The organism is Chryseobacterium sp. HR92, from assembly GCF_045689405.1.
GTDB lineage: Bacteria > Bacteroidota > Bacteroidia > Flavobacteriales > Weeksellaceae > Chryseobacterium > Chryseobacterium viscerum_A.
The window spans coordinates 1815157-1830374 of record NZ_CP139139.1; the positions used below are offsets into that span (position 1 = coordinate 1815157).

Here is a 15218-nt window from a genome sequence, read left to right on the forward strand (position 1 = left end):
TTTTATCTTAACACTGATCCATTTGCCGTTTTCTTTTTTCAGCTTTAGATGAAGAATTTTATTTTAGTCATAGTTTTTATTATGCATTTAATTCTTACGACCATTATGATTTTTTTTTCTTAGAAAAATATATGATTAAAGCAAAAGCTATAACCAATAAAAATGGAGTGAATTGGTCTATTTCTGCCGCATAAACTTCCCGTTCTTCTTCTTGGCTAGGCTTGGGTAGTGATTTTGATTCTAGCTTATCCCTTTCACTTGTAGAATGAGAAGTATTCTTATGATTACTATCTGTATTTTTTGTAGCAGAATATTTTACATTGCTTTTTGAGTTCGGGTAGGATGGGATTATTGAAAATTCTTTAATCTCTATATGGTGTAAGGAATAATGATTTATATCCTGTTTTGCCAATAATTTTTCCTGATTATAAATAGAAATGTAATATGGTAGTGATAAAAATATCATATAGTGTAAAATGTCATTTATTTTCATAGTTTTTATTAAAGGATTTTAGGTAAATAGTCCTGACTAGACTACTTTTGTAACCTATTGATCTGTACGACAATATTTTTTTTTATTAATTTTAAAATAAAGGAGTTTAGAAAATGATTTTTGAATGAATTTGGATTTATATTCTGTCAGTCATTTAAACCTTCATTAGTTTGTGTTACAATACCTTAATATGATATCGTATTTAGTTAAAAATGTTTACTTTTGTACAATAATAGTAGTCTAGTCAGGACTAGTTTTTTATGTTAAATTCGCTGAATATTAATATTTTAAATTTCCAGCAATGACAATAAATTTTTTTTTACCCCACAACAGCCTTCTTAAAAATATTCATATTAGCATTACCGATGAGAGGTATGAGATAGACTCTCAATTTCGTACCCCATTTAGTATTTCAGATGAAGAATGGGATTTTGGAAAACAACGTCCAAAAAACATATATCTAAAAAAAAATAAGAAACTTAATTCGAAATTAGACCATCTTAAAATAAGAATCAGACAATATATTAATGAAAGATATATCAAAAAAAAGTCCCTGAATCAAAGGATTTTGTCTAAACAGATTCAAAAAATCAATGCGGAAAATCAGGAACTTTATCCTGAGAATTCATTGCTGTATTTTTTAAAAAATTATATCGAATCCCGACAAGAAATGATATGTGAATCAACATTTAAAAGGTATAATGTTTTCTATAGACTCATAAAAAGGTTCGAAGGTTTTATGATGAAAAGGCTCTTCATAGAAGATATAAATTCAGATTTTGTTAAAGATTTTATCTTGTTTGGCAAAGACGAACAATATAGTGAGAATACAATTTATAGGAGTATTCATTTTATTAAAACTATTTTGAATTTTGTTGAGCGTAAAGGAATTAGAACATCCGTACGACAATTAGAAATACGAAGGGAAAAACAGCATCGACAGATAATCACGCTTACAGAGGAAGAAATCAGAAGGATTAAATCTACAGATTTTCCAAGTGAATTAAGTGAGGCAAAAGATTGGCTGTTGATTAGTTGTTATACAGGACAGAGAATTTCTGATTTTATGGATTTTAGTTTGGATAAATTAAAGCAGATTAATGGTAAAACATGTATTAATTTTATACAACGTAAAACCAATAAAGAAATTCTTCTTCCCTTACATCCTACTGTACTTAATGTTATAAGGAGAAATGCAGGATGCTTCCCGGGATCCATAGACTACCAGACATATAACAGAAAGATAAAAGAAGTGGCGAGACTTGCGGGCCTGAATCAGTTTATTAAAGCTCGTAAGCGGGTAGGGCATAGGGTTAGAAATGTGGTAATTGAAAAGTGGCAGGTTTTAACTAGCCATGTAGGAAGACGGAGTTTTGCTACAAACTTCTTTGGTAAAATTCCTACTCCGCTTTTAATGGAGGCTACTGGTCATGGTACTGAGCAGATGTTCATGAAGTATATTAATTCAATTAATAATGAGCGGGTAATATGTTTAAGTAATTATTTTGATAAAGTGTACGAAGAAATGTTGGAATGTGTAGGTTGATATCTAATACCTTCTATCTTTTTAGAGTATTTCTTATTACTGTTCTTTAAGTTTCTTAAAAAACATTGTAGAATTTGGATGCCTAAAGTTTGCTGTATTTTATATTAAGTGTTTAAAAAAAAATAGTGATTTTTAAAGCAGTTTTAATATAGTCAGTAAATATTGCATCACCATTGGCAGATGCATCTGGTAATAATCTAATTCAATAATAATCAATAAAAAATAATCTAATATTTTTTTTAGCTACAATACAATAGGATTAGTGGCTTTATATGTCATGCCCCATAACTGCGGATTAATAGCATTTATCAATATACCAGGAAATTTTCTGCTGCGCAAAGTCTCCCGACTTTGAGCTAGTAAAATAACATCATTTCTTTTAAAGTGCTCCAAAGTCAGGAGACTTCGGAGAGCGGGAAAAATGGTTGTCAATCATCATTTTTCAAATATTGTATTTCATCATCAACAGTCCTTCAAATTTTATTAATCCGTTCTTTCATAATTCAAAGCTTCAGTGGGTTGAAAATCTTTTTATTTTATTATTTTTAATAAAAACAGTTTAAATTTCGTATATTTATAAAAATGTCTATTAATACTTTATGAAATAAGTTGTAAACATTAGTAATTTTTAAATTAAATAAAATGAAAAGTGTTTATGTAAGCGAAAGCGACGGACATAGAATTGGTGAAACTCCAATGAAATCAATTAGTATAGCATACTTAATTTTAGTACATCGCTTACCGAATCAATTTAAGAAGCTTTTTAAAGCGATCTACGATTCTACTAATTTCTACCTTATTCATATTGACAAAAAAGCCAATCAGGAAATTGGTAAAGATGTAAAGGATTTTTTAAAACAATATCCGAACGTACACATCCTAAACAGTGAAAATGTTATTTGGGGAGGATACAGTATGGTTCAGGCTGAGTTGGATGGTATAAAATACCTGTTGAGCATGGATGCAAAATGGGATTATTTTATAAACCTAAGCGGGCAGGATTATCCGTTGAAATCACAAAAAATCATCAAAGAGTTTTTATCGAAAAATAATGGGAACAGTTATATTAAAATTGATAATCAGGAAAAAATAAGACCTGAAACGATGAATAGAATTGAGAATTATTTTGAAGAATTGGAAGATCGTATTTCTGACAAAACCCATAAGAGAGGCTTCATGAAAGATGTCATACCTTATATCGGAGGGCAATGGATGATTTTGACGAGAGATTGCTGTGAATTTATCAATAGCAATGTTGAGGTTAAAAAATTTGAAGACTATTATTTAAATACCTTAATTGCTGATGAATCTTTCTTTCAAACCGTTTTAATGAATACTTCATTTACAGGGACTTTAGTGAATGATGACAAAAGAGCAATTATCTGGATTCCTGATGGAGACATCAAATTACGTCCTAAAACATTCACCAAAACAGATATAAGCTTTCTCCAAACAGGAAATCATCTTTTTGCCAGAAAGTTTGATGATAATGTTGACAATAAAATAATTGATTATATTAAGATGAAATATGATGAGCCTTTTAAAACATCAGTAAAAATAACCCATGTGAAAAATATGGACAGAAATTTTAATCATCTCAACTAAAAAGAGTATTGAAATTCTAATAAAAAACCTTTATCAAACTTGATAGAGGTTTTTTTATTGCTGGTAAAACAGGTAAGTCTCTGGTTGCGCAAAGTCTTCAGACTTTGAGCTGGTACATAAGATTATTTGCTTAAAACTTGCTCCAAAGTCATGAGACTTCGGAGAGCTGGGGGCTGGTAAATAAGTAAATTTGTTTACTTTTTGTTTTTCCCATAAATTCTCAAATTAATATCAAAATTCATTTTGATTCTTCGAAACATTTTGAAAATTAAGTAAAAAGCTGCAATGACTTGTATTTCAGAATTATCTTTGAAAATATTGTTGCTTTGAGATTCTTGATAGGAATTTGTTAAGATCTCTTCATTAAATTTTCTCTGACTTTTTTCAATAGTTTTAATTGTACTCATTTGCAATATTTGTTAATTGATACTGCAAAGATTAATTATTGTTGAATATGAGTGTTATCCAAATTATTATCCAGTTTATCCAGAAACGATAATAATTCATTGCAAACTAAATTGTTACGTTTTAATCTGTATTGATAATTTTACTTTGAGGAATTTTAAACTGATTTTGTTTTTCGATTGAAAGTTTATTTTCTGTAAAAAGAGTTTTGCGTATATCTTCAGGCTTTGGTTGCTCTTCTTTATCTATAAATTCAAAATGGTCTAAAATCATACGAGATATAGCGCTGGTATTATCCTTACCATTTCTTTTTGGAGCTTCAATAAACCCTTTTTCGATTAATTCTGAAAATAAATAGCCAATAGATTGTAAGCTTCCTTTAACTAATATTTTATTTGGATTTAATATTTTTGATGATTTATTAGCATTTATAAAAATGGATATCAATTCAAATTCTTTAATCTTATTTTCTATTTCAGCTTTAATGCCTATCATTTCATCCATTGCACCTTCCAAAAATAATTTGGAGTTTTCTTCTATAAAGTAAATGTCAGCATTTTTCATGTCTTTGTGGTTTAAAAAGTAATGTTCGTATTTTTTATTTGTTACTTTTTGAAGTATCTCGTAAAACTCAAAATATTTACTTAATTCAAATAATAGATTTCTTCGTAATTCTTTTTTATCATCGGTTATATCATAGCTGTCAGTTCGAAAATTATCTGAATGTAAATCTATTATTTCTGATAAATCGTCAACTATTCCCCAATAATTTTTTTTAAGAATTTCTAGATATTCGATAAAAGTTATTTCTCCTTTCGTATGATAATCATAATCTTTCAAAAAATGTTGTTTAAATATTTTGAGTGTTTCGTAATAAAATATATCATATTCCATTTTCTGTCTGAAAGTTGCTTTTAAATTCATATTCTGAATATTTGATAATTGGTTATTATCTCAAATTTATAAATAAATGATTAAGGGAATTTTTTAGATTGAAACAATATTCCATACAAGTACAAATTACAACTTAACTGAAAGCCGAAGTCAAGACTTACTATTCTTTCTACTTTGTAAGTTTAAGGGGGTAAAATCAGATCATTATATTCAAAGTCAGGAGACTTCGAATAGCAAGATGACAGTGGTTTTATTAGTTAAAAGTGAATTAATCACAGAATGTAGCTAGATCAACTGATTGTTTTTTGTTGTGGATTTTTTCTAAGAATGAATAGTGTGAAATGCACACTGGAGATTCGTTCTACGGTTTACAATGTATGTAAACTTCTGTATTTGCTTCAAAGCAACTTGAAATAAGGGAAGAAATAAACCATAAAATTTGTATAACTTCATTTCTCTCTTGAAAAGATTCACCATTTTTTAATTTATGTAATCTATCTTCTAGAGCAGACTTAGAGATGAAATTTATAACAATATGAACTTGCTTTTTTATATTTGGATAGCCCTTTATTGTTTTGAAATATGAAATTGTTTGATTTGAGCTTTGACCCGTTCTTATTCTAGATATTTGAGTTTCTACGAAATCGTTTTTATATAAATTGTTCCAAAGCCTTTCTTTGATTTCCCATTGATCATCAGAGGGAGATAAATTACCTAAATTTTTTAATGCCTGACCTATTATATCTTGAAAATCAGAAGCTGAAAAATTTGAATTTTTATATTTTGAATGATAGAATGCTATTGAATCTTCATTTAACCCTATGTGATCTGCCCATTCTTTAGAAAGATCATCACATATAAAATATTCATAATTTGCTTTAAATGTATTTTCAACAAACCCAAATACAGAGTTAGTTTCGAAATTTGTTAAATTAACTCGGAATTTTCCTTTTTCAGAGGTAACATTCTCAAGTTCTGGGTTTTCCTTAAAAATTTTTAAAACAGAGTCTAAGTTTCCGAGTAAACGGCTATCTTTAAATAGTTTTCTATTGCAGTAGATGAACTCAGGATTATCAAATGTTATTATATAACTTCTGGTCCAATTAATTACTGAAAGAATAGGATAGCATAGATCTGTTTCATACTCAATAAAAAGTTTAGATAGTTTTTTTGAACGAAGAGTTATAGATTTATTATTTAAAAATAAAAATAAATCGTTAACAACATTGTTTTTTATTTTGTATACATCTTCTATTTCTTCAATTTCTAACAAATATTCAAATTGCTTTAAAATAGGAATTAAGTTAATTTCTCTTTCAAGTATCTCATTTCTTTTTTTGATTCTAAAAAAGCATCTTTTAATTTTGTTTTCTTCAAATTCTTTATAAATTTTACTTAATATAATAAGAATTGACGTTGGCGTTAAATCATCTTTATGTTTTGAGTAATCTATTGATGTTGCAAAAGAGGATAAAAAATTTGTTTTTGGTACATAGTTTTTTATTTTTTCTACAGTTTTGTTACACCAATTTAAGAAAGCATTGAATGTATTTTTGGGGCCAAGTTGATTAATTCTTGATGAATTTACAGATAAAGCAATTTTCTCTTCATCGTTGCTTACTCTTACTGTATTAAGAATGTATCCTTGTAATCCGAAGCTAGATACATTTTCTTTTAAGTCGGGTGATTCTAAGCTTTTTTGCCTAATTGCTCTGTCAGAAATGTTCATGTTATCCATACTTAATTTTTCAAAAGAAGTATTGTCTTGTGAATATATAGAAGTTATAACATTGTAGTCCAATGCTTCAAATGTCTTAAGGAAATCTGATATTTTTGAAATATTTCGTCGAGTAACAACAAGATGTTCTTCAAAATCAACTATACACATGTAAGCCAATTTTACCTCTTCCCAATTTGTTATTAATTCCTCTGTGAACGAGGGTTTTTTAATATATTTAAAAACTAAAATAGAATAAAATATTTCAATCCCATTACTTAGTGTTTTTTTCTCTTTGACAATTTCTAATAAAGATCTTCCATGTTTATCTGTGGCTGCCTCTGAAAAAGTTTCTTTTATAATCCTTTTTGAAAGGAAACCTGATGTTTCCTTAATATAGAAGTAAGCATTTTCGTGCAGAATTATATTGTCTAATAATTGTGATGCAGTCATTTAGTGTGATTTTATAAATATTATGTCTAAAATTGAATAAAGGCTAGATTTCCTTATAATTTTGTTCTATCCAGTTTTTAATTCCTGAATGTGTTCGAATATCGCTTGGTACTTCAGCTCTAATTATATGTTCTAATTTTTGACGTGAAACTAGACTGTCATTCCAACTCCAGGTTAAAGCCATACTGTTTATAAAATATAACATTTCATAACCTTCCTCTCTATTTAACATAGCGGCATCTTGAGCTCCTATAAATTTTGGATTATCGTGATCAGCCTTTGCTGACCATTTATAGTCTGAATAGATCATTTGAGATTTTTGATAGTTCATAAGATCATACTTTTTAACAAATTTAGTAATGCAACATAGAAGATGATTACGGCTTTCCGTAAACAATAAAAATAAAAATCATCTTAAAACTTCCATTCAGTATTTTTACGTATTTTTTCGAAAATTTCATCACAAAAAAAATCCCAACTTTCGTCAGGATTTATTCATTTATAAGTTTAAAGAAATCAGATAAACTGATTTTTCTTGCTTCACATATTTTAAAAAGTGTTTCAACGGGTATTCTGTAAGTTTCTTCACTTTTAATTTTTCTGATGGTACTTTCTTCTACACCATGATTTTTGGCAAAAGAATTTTGTGACTTGCCTTCTTGAAGCCAAGGTATCAACCATTTTTTTGTAATGTATGAACAAATTTTTTCGTTTATATCTGTCATGGAACAAATGAAATAATTAAATAATAAAAAATTGCGGTCGATCGACCGTAATTAAATTTCTTTTCTTACATTTATAAAAAAATACAAACTCATGAAAAAGATAAAAACAGATTTTGATTCCCGGTTTTGGGCAGACAAGAAGCACTCCGGGTTGCAGCTGATGGAAACGTTCTTTCAGTTCAATGAGCTGGATATTTCCAAAGAAAAGCTCAGCAATATGATGAATTATGCGGTAAAAAGAAATAGCTGGATCAATGAAGATCCGGCGGTTATCTTTGAATTTTACCATTCGATGAGGTCATTGATCCGGGCAGGATATCTCATCATGCTGAAAGACAGGAAATGGACGGTTGACACTCGGCCGGAAAAGATTTCCCCGTGGGTGCTTGGCCTGCTTTCGGAGAAGGAATACCGGAATCCTCTGCTGGTTTTCAAAACAGCATTCAGAGCATACACCCTCAAAGAATTTGATTATTTTATGTCGGGAATTGTCTATTTTTCAATGGGTGTCTATGAAAATCTACCGGAAAGGAATATCGTTATGCCCTACATCCATACGGTTAAAATGCTGGATGCTGCACACCTTATTCTTCAAAGAAGGAGAGAAAAGAAGATGGCGGACACCCATTCGGGATAAGAAAGTTGAGCATAATGAAGCTAAAGCTTTGCGTTAAAAAACACGCCATCAGTACACTATTTTTGATTACAAAGATTAACGCAAAGTTGATGAATAATTCCGCTTTATTATAAGTGGGCAAAGTGATGCGGCTTTGTCGCTGATGAAGCATTATGCTTCTCCATACGCTTTGACGAATCAACTTCGTTGATTTTATTCTTTGCTCCCTAAAAAATATGCATAATGCAGCTAAAGCTTTGCGTTAGAAAAACATACCATCAGTACATTATTTTTGATTACAAAGATTAACGCAAAGTTGATGAATAATTCCGCTTTATTATAAGTGGGCAAAGTGATGCAACTTTGTCGCTGATGAAGCAGCATGCTTTTCCATGCGCTTCGACGAATCAACGAGAAATGATTGCCAATAATCATTTTTCAAATATTGTGTTTTATTGTCTCTGTTGCGCAAGGTCCCCCAAGTTTGAGCTAGTAAATAAGATTATTTCCTTTACACTTGCTCCAAAGTCAGGAGACTTCGGAGAGCGGAGACGATGAAGAGCATTCAATACTTGTTATTCAAATATCAATCAGAGTAGATTATTTCTGCTCTGATTTTTTTAAGGGCTAACAACTGTCAATGATGGTCTCTTAAACTAACCTCGACAGGATTCAAACCTGTAACCTTTTTAAAGCCTTATAGAAGTTACTCCCCTCAGATCCTAGGATAAAATTCCGGTCAGCACCTGGTCTTTTCGGTTCGATAAAGTTCAGCTTACTTTAATGACCTTTATTCCAAGATCCTCAATCCATTCATAAAGTAACTCATTAACCTTATGCCTGAGTTTTGGCAGCTCTATCTGATGGTTGGATATCAGATCGGGTTCTTCAATAGGGACAAAAACAAAAACATCAATTTCATCGATGATGGTTTGAACTTTTTCAAAGAGAGACTGGATATTTCGACCGGAATCAAGAACATGAAGATAAGCTAAGATATCAATGACACATCTATCAAATATGACATCATCTCCGCTTTTGAAGACCAGTTTGGCTGCATAATTAAATTGTTCAAGAAAATCGTCAGGATGAGGTTCTTCTGAAAATTCATACCCTGAAGACTCCATCTGGTAATAAGGTTCTATTTCAAGTGTGTACCCGGGAAGGTTTTCCAGAAGTTCTTCTGCCAATGTAGTTTTACCGACTTTGTGAGCGCCGATTATTGCAATTCTCATATTTCAGTTTATATTGTAATCCAAAAGTCTAGTACGAAATTTTCGTGCCTGTTTTTTGAGCGTCCATTATATAACGTTTTGTCAATCATTTAATACCATAATTTTTCTATATTTAGAACAAGTATATAAATATAATATAAAAAAAGACAATGCCAATAAACCCACTACCTCCGGACGGAGGCATGTTATATAAAGAAACAGATATGGCTCAGTTTTTCCCCGAGCCATTAAATGCAGTAACTGCTATATTATTTTTAGCCATAGCCATTTTTTGGACCCTTAAAATAAAGGGTAATTTTAAGGAATATCCTTTTTTAACCTACTGTCTGGTGTTATTATATATTGGTGCCATAGGGGGAACTGTTTACCATTCATTCAGACAATGGCCGGTATTTATCATGATGGATTGGATGCCCATTATGTTGCTCTGTTTGTCTGCCGGATTTTATTTTTTAGCGCAGAGCATCAGATGGTACTATGCTGTTGTAATGGTTCTGGTATATCTGGTGCTTATGTTTGCTTTGAGAAATTGGATTTTGGTAGATAAGACTTCTCTTTTTATCAATGTAAATTATGCAATAATGGCCTCATTTGTACTTTTTTCGGTACTAAGTTATTTGATTTATACCCAATGGAAAGCTGGCAAATGGGTAGGTTTTGCTTTATTGTCATTTGCTCTCGCACTCACTTTCCGTATCGTTGATAAATGGGAATGGTTGAGTTTCGGAACCCACTTTTTATGGCATACTTTCGGAGCGGCAGCAACATTTTGTATGTTTAATTATATCTATCTTACACGGAATACAGTTAGAAAAACATAAGGAGTTTTTATTTTCTTTGAAACTTTGATTAATAAATAAGAGTGTTTAAGTTTAGCCACAAAAGTCATAAAAGATTTTATTTTTTTAAACACTTTAGTACACTTTAGAAAGTTTAAAGGAATACCGCATAATTAAGTTCACATAAGATGAAAATCTTTGATTGCCAACAAAACTTACGTGTACTTCTTATACACAAAGTATATAACTTAAAATAGCTTAAGTGTTTAAAAATCTTTTGTGACTTTTGACTCCATCGAAATAACATTCATCGACTGAAAGGAGATAATCTTCGATTTGTGGTTTAATAAAAAAAATAAACAACTTTTTTTGTGAAATTCACAGTTTAATTCTTTTAAGGTTGAAAGAAAGATGATTTACTTATATTTGCTCTGCAAAGTAAAATTAAATGTTTAAAAAAGTAAGCACTGTATTTATCCTCGGATTTTATACGGTTTTTTGTTCGGCCCAGCAGGTTCGGCCATCAAAATCATCTGAAATTTACCGTGAACTCAAAACACTTAAGCAGCTGCCTAAAGTTTTATACCTTGCAGCTCATCCCGATGATGAAAATACAGGATTACTCTCCTGGTTAATCAACGATCAAAATGTAGAAACAGGCTATCTGTCTTTAACCAGAGGTGATGGTGGTCAGAATTTATTAGGCACAGAGCAGGGTGCTGCATTGGGTTTAATCAGAACCCATGAGCTTTTAGAGGCAAGAAAGTTAGATGGCGCCCAACAGTTTTTTACCAGGGCGATTGATTTCGGGTTCTCTAAAAACACTACCGATACCTTTAAACAATGGGATGCAGACAGCATTACAGCAGATGTAGTTTGGGTAATCCGTAAATTCCGTCCGGATGTTATCATTTGTCGTTTTCCTCCTACTGCTGCGGCCGGCCACGGGCAACATGCGGCTTCTGCTGTGGTTGCAGAAAAAGCTTTTAAGCTGGCAGGTGATAAAACGGCTTTCCCAAATCAATTGAAATATGTTAATGTATGGCAGCCAAAACGCGTATTGTGGAATACTTTCCGCTTTGGCGGGGTCAATACAACAGCTGAAAATCAACTGAAAGTTACCGTTGGGCAATATGATGCGCAATTGGGCATGGGCTATGGTGAATTGGCAGGATTAAGCAGAAGTTTACATAAAAGCCAGGGTGCGGGAACACAGTCTGTAGCCGGCATCAGAACTGAATATTTTGCCCATGTTGTTGGCGAACCTGCAAAAGCAACACTTTTTGACGGAGTAATTAAAACCTGGACTTCAAAAGGAAACGCTGATATTGACCAATCGTTAGATGAAATTATTTCCGCTTTCAATTTCAATACTCCAGACCGCAGTTTGCCTGCTTTGCTTACTTTGCGAAAAAAGGTTATGGCGTTAAAAGATGCAGACCTGAAAAAGGATAAAATTAAATCTCTTGACAATATCATTCTAAGCTGTGCTGGATTTATGGGTGAGGTGGTTACCAACCAAGCTGAAGCTGTTGCCGGGGATCATTACAATTTCAGGTTAAATCTGATTTCAAGAGCTGCAAACCCTGTCGTTTTAGAAAATGTACGATGGTTAAGTCAGTCAGAAAACTTCAATAGAAAGCTATCAAAAGATTCTTTAATTACCATTCAGCATGACATTCAGATTCCTGCAGATGCCGCACCCACAGAACCTTACTGGTTGGCAAAACCTCCTACAAATGCAGCAACTTTCTCTGTTCCGAATGATACTTTAGTTGGTTTGCCTGAGGCAGAATCACCACTGAATGTGTTGCTTGGTTTAAAAATAGGTTCGGAAAATTTTCAGGTTAAACTTCCTTTATCTTTCAAGAAATTAGACCCGGTGCGTGGTGATGTGGTTGAAGCCTTGCGTATTGTTCCTGCATTAGAACTGAAATTTACACAACCATTGTACTGGGCCAAAGAAAATGAAGATCTACATTTGAGTTTAAATGTTAAGGTTAATTCTAACAAACAGTACAGTAAAGGTACTCTCAATCTGATGTATAACGGGGAGCGATTAGGCGGCGCTGATGTAAGCTCGCTCAATGGAAAAGATACAACCATTGATTACGTTATTCCGAAAACTAAGCTTACCTCAATACATTCATCCCGCTTGCAATTGGATGCCAATTTTGTTGCAGATGGAGCTACTTATAATAAAAAACAAGTATTAATTCAGTACCCGCATTTACCCTCATTACAATATTTTGCGCCTGCAACTGTAGCCGTAATGAAAGGTGATATTCAGACGAAGGTTAAAAAAGTGGGTTACATAGAAGGTGCGGGCGATTTCATTCCTGAGTTTCTACGTATTGCTGGTATTCAGGTTGATGTCTTGAAAGACGAAGATTTTTATGGCAACATAGATGAATCTGGCGGAAACGGTAGTCAAAATAAGCTATCGCAATATGATGCCATCGTACTTGGTGTTCGTGCAAATAACACTGAGAAAAAGCTGGGTCGCTGGATGCCTTTTTTATGGTCTTATGCAAAAGCTGGGGGTAATTTGGTGATGCAGTATAACACCAACCAGGATACAACCGTTGACAAATTGGGAATGTACAATTTCAGTATTGCCAATAAACGTGTTACCGAAGAAAATGCAGCGGTTACATTTTTAAACCCAAATCATAAATTATTGAACTTTCCGAACAAAATTACTGCGGATGATTTTAAAGGCTGGGTACAGGAGCGTGGCGCCTATTTCCCAGCTCAATGGGATTCAGCGTATGAACCGCTCTTTGAAATGCACGATACAGATGAAGAGCCACTGCAGGGATCAACTTTATATGCCAAATACGGGAAGGGGAATTTTATTTATACACCGTTGGCATTTTTCAGACAGCTGCCAGCGGGAAATGATGGTGCGGCACGTTTATTTTTTAACTTTTTATCTGCACAGAAAAACTAATGAACAAGCAACTTAAAAATTGGAATATCTGGTACATACTATTAGCAGTTGCATTAGTATTGCAGATCGCATTTTATTATTGGTTTACTAAATTCTGGGCATGAGTAATATAGATTGGACAGTTCTCATTGTTACACTTGTTGCAGTGGTGGTTTACGGCGTATTCATTGGCCGTGGCCAAAAAAGCAACGAATCATACCTGAAAGCAGATAATAAAATGCCCTGGTACATTGTGCTTTTAGGCATTATGGCTACCCAGGCAAGTGCCATTACATTTCTTTCAGCACCGGGCCAGGCTTATACAGACGGGATGCGTTTCGTTCAGTATTACTTTGGTTTGCCTTTGGCGATGATTGTGATCTGTATCACTTTCATCCCGATTTTTCAGCGCTTAAATGTTTACACCGCTTATGAATATTTAGAAAACCGTTTTGATAAAAAAACAAGAGTACTCACTTCACTGCTTTTTCTTTTTTCCAGAGGTTTATCAACGGGAATCAGTATTTATGCTCCCAGTATCATTTTATCAAGCGTCTTAAACTGGAATATTTACTTAACCAATGTTTTAACAGGGGGTATTCTGTTGATTTATACCTATGTTGGCGGAGCAAAAGCGATTGCTCACACCCAAAAATTACAGTTTCTCATTATTCTTGGAACAATGGCTTTTGCAGGTTTTCTGCTTATTCAGAATATGCCGAATGGAATTGGTTTTAAGGATGCGCTTTATCTGGCCGGGAAATCCGGAAAGCTCAATGTAATCACCACAGAATTCGACTGGAAAGACAAATACAATATCTGGAGCGGCTTAATTGGTGGTTTTTTTCTCGCACTTTCTTACTTTGGTACAGACCAGAGCCAGGTTGGGAGGTATATTACTGCGAAGGACAATACCAATGCTAAAATGGGTCTACTCTTGAACGGATTGGTTAAAATTCCGATGCAGTTTTCTATTTTACTGATCGGTGCCTTACTTTTTGCTTTCTTTTCTCTAAAACCGGCTCCTATTTATTTTAACGAACGCTCTTATCAACATTTAAAGGAATCACAACCTGAACAGGCTGCGGTATTTGAAAAAGAGCATCAGGATTTGCAGATAAAATTCAATGCAGAATCGAAAAAAATTTTAAGGTTGAAGGATACTCATTCCCCCCAACTTCAAAACACAATTAAGGATTTTAAAAATACACAAACGCAGGTAAAAGCACTTCACGGAAGGGTAGAAGAAGCGATTAACAATTCAAACTACAATGCCGAGAAAACGGATACCAATTACATTTTCCTGTATTTCGTAAAAAATACCTTGCCTGTAGGGATGATAGGTTTACTGTTTGCTATCATTTTTCTGGCCAGCTGGGGTTCCATTTCTGCTGCGTTGAATTCCCTTGCTGCCTGTTCATTAAAAGATGTTCATTTAATATTCAGTAAAGAAATTCCTGATGAGAAAACCGAATTGAAGTATAGCCGCCTCCATACTTTAGCCTGGGGAATCTTCTCAATCGGCGTAGCCATGTTTGCAACCCAAATGGGTTCCCTTATTGAAGCGGTTAATGTATTGGGTTCTCTTTTCTACGGTCCGATATTGGGAATTTTTCTGGTTGCATTTTACTATAAAAAAATTGACGGTCCGAATGTATTTATTGCTGCCATTTTATCAGAAATTACGGTTATTGCCGTGTATCAATTTGATGTCGTTTCTTTTCTTTGGCTTAATGTAATTGGTGCTGCAGCAGTCATTATATTTTCTGCAATTGGATTGCTGTTTTATAAACAGAAAGAAGTAAATTCGTAAGCAAA

12 protein-coding genes are annotated in these 15218 nt (G+C 32.8%); 6 read left to right on the forward strand and 6 right to left on the reverse strand.

All coding sequences use genetic code 11. The features are described from left to right. Positions 1 to 103: 103 nt before the first annotated feature. Positions 104 to 493, reverse strand: coding sequence for a hypothetical protein (locus tag SFA27_RS08060; RefSeq protein WP_407297536.1), 390 nt, complete (start codon positions 491 to 493; stop codon positions 104 to 106). Positions 494 to 794: 301 nt separating this feature from the next. On the opposite strand from SFA27_RS08060, the gene SFA27_RS08065 reads away from it, so the two are divergent. Further along, positions 795 to 2039 (forward strand): tyrosine-type recombinase/integrase, encoded by a 1245-nt coding sequence (locus tag SFA27_RS08065; protein WP_273635623.1) that lies wholly within the window; start codon positions 795 to 797, stop codon positions 2037 to 2039. Between the two features lie 642 nt (positions 2040 to 2681). Next, positions 2682 to 3644, forward strand: coding sequence for a beta-1,6-N-acetylglucosaminyltransferase (locus SFA27_RS08070; RefSeq protein ID WP_407297538.1), 963 nt, complete (start codon positions 2682 to 2684; stop codon positions 3642 to 3644). 528 nt (positions 3645 to 4172) lie between these two features. Here SFA27_RS08070 and SFA27_RS08075 read toward each other — a convergent pair. The 4 genes from SFA27_RS08075 to SFA27_RS08090 form a co-directional block, all read right to left on the reverse strand. After that, entirely contained in the window at positions 4173 to 4973 is an 801-nt protein-coding gene (locus tag SFA27_RS08075) for a hypothetical protein (protein ID WP_264517529.1), read from the reverse strand. Positions 4974 to 5304: 331 nt separating this feature from the next. Next, on the reverse strand, positions 5305 to 7113 hold the full coding sequence (locus tag SFA27_RS08080) for a hypothetical protein (protein WP_264517530.1): 1809 nt from the start codon (positions 7111 to 7113) through the stop codon (positions 5305 to 5307). A 43-nt stretch (positions 7114 to 7156) separates the two neighbouring features. Beyond that, entirely contained in the window at positions 7157 to 7444 is a 288-nt protein-coding gene (locus tag SFA27_RS08085) for a hypothetical protein (RefSeq protein ID WP_407297540.1), read from the reverse strand. Positions 7445 to 7604: 160 nt separating this feature from the next. Further along, positions 7605 to 7838 carry a helix-turn-helix transcriptional regulator gene (locus SFA27_RS08090; protein ID WP_002977873.1) on the reverse strand — a complete coding sequence of 78 codons (234 nt, stop codon included), beginning with the start codon at positions 7836 to 7838 and terminating at the stop codon, positions 7605 to 7607. Between the two features lie 91 nt (positions 7839 to 7929). Here SFA27_RS08090 and SFA27_RS08095 point away from each other — a divergent pair, with 91 nt between their 5' ends. Then, complete coding sequence (locus SFA27_RS08095) at positions 7930 to 8475, forward strand: hypothetical protein (RefSeq protein WP_407297543.1); 546 nt, start codon at positions 7930 to 7932, stop codon at positions 8473 to 8475. 749 nt (positions 8476 to 9224) lie between these two features. On the opposite strand, the gene SFA27_RS08100 is transcribed toward SFA27_RS08095, so the two are convergent. After that, positions 9225 to 9689 (reverse strand): AAA family ATPase, encoded by a 465-nt coding sequence (locus tag SFA27_RS08100; protein ID WP_407297545.1) that lies wholly within the window; start codon positions 9687 to 9689, stop codon positions 9225 to 9227. A 149-nt stretch (positions 9690 to 9838) separates the two neighbouring features. Here SFA27_RS08100 and SFA27_RS08105 point away from each other — a divergent pair, with 149 nt between their 5' ends. From SFA27_RS08105 to SFA27_RS08115, 3 genes are all read left to right on the forward strand, one after another. Further along, complete coding sequence (locus SFA27_RS08105) at positions 9839 to 10510, forward strand: hypothetical protein (protein WP_407297547.1); 672 nt, start codon at positions 9839 to 9841, stop codon at positions 10508 to 10510. Positions 10511 to 10916: 406 nt separating this feature from the next. Further along, positions 10917 to 13421, forward strand: a complete 2505-nt coding sequence (locus tag SFA27_RS08110; protein WP_407297549.1) for a PIG-L family deacetylase — start codon at positions 10917 to 10919, stop codon at positions 13419 to 13421. Positions 13422 to 13521: 100 nt separating this feature from the next. Further along, positions 13522 to 15213, forward strand: a complete 1692-nt coding sequence (locus SFA27_RS08115) for a sodium:solute symporter (RefSeq protein WP_407297551.1) — start codon at positions 13522 to 13524, stop codon at positions 15211 to 15213. Positions 15214 to 15218: the final 5 nt, after the last annotated feature.

What these genes read in the sequence shown, in the direction of transcription:
- SFA27_RS08060 (WP_407297536.1), bottom strand. Translation starts at nt 493, where the DNA reads ATGAAAATAAATGACATTTTACACTATATGATATTTTTATCACTACCA.
- SFA27_RS08065 (WP_273635623.1), top strand. Translation starts at nt 795, where the DNA reads ATGACAATAAATTTTTTTTTACCCCACAACAGCCTTCTTAAAAATATT.
- SFA27_RS08070 (WP_407297538.1), top strand. Translation starts at nt 2,682, where the DNA reads ATGAAAAGTGTTTATGTAAGCGAAAGCGACGGACATAGAATTGGTGAA.
- SFA27_RS08075 (WP_264517529.1), bottom strand. Translation starts at nt 4,973, where the DNA reads ATGAATTTAAAAGCAACTTTCAGACAGAAAATGGAATATGATATATTT.
- SFA27_RS08080 (WP_264517530.1), bottom strand. Translation starts at nt 7,113, where the DNA reads ATGACTGCATCACAATTATTAGACAATATAATTCTGCACGAAAATGCT.
- SFA27_RS08085 (WP_407297540.1), bottom strand. Translation starts at nt 7,444, where the DNA reads ATGAACTATCAAAAATCTCAAATGATCTATTCAGACTATAAATGGTCA.
- SFA27_RS08090 (WP_002977873.1), bottom strand. Translation starts at nt 7,838, where the DNA reads ATGACAGATATAAACGAAAAAATTTGTTCATACATTACAAAAAAATGG.
- SFA27_RS08095 (WP_407297543.1), top strand. Translation starts at nt 7,930, where the DNA reads ATGAAAAAGATAAAAACAGATTTTGATTCCCGGTTTTGGGCAGACAAG.
- SFA27_RS08100 (WP_407297545.1), bottom strand. Translation starts at nt 9,689, where the DNA reads ATGAGAATTGCAATAATCGGCGCTCACAAAGTCGGTAAAACTACATTG.
- SFA27_RS08105 (WP_407297547.1), top strand. Translation starts at nt 9,839, where the DNA reads ATGCCAATAAACCCACTACCTCCGGACGGAGGCATGTTATATAAAGAA.
- SFA27_RS08110 (WP_407297549.1), top strand. Translation starts at nt 10,917, where the DNA reads ATGTTTAAAAAAGTAAGCACTGTATTTATCCTCGGATTTTATACGGTT.
- SFA27_RS08115 (WP_407297551.1), top strand. Translation starts at nt 13,522, where the DNA reads ATGAGTAATATAGATTGGACAGTTCTCATTGTTACACTTGTTGCAGTG.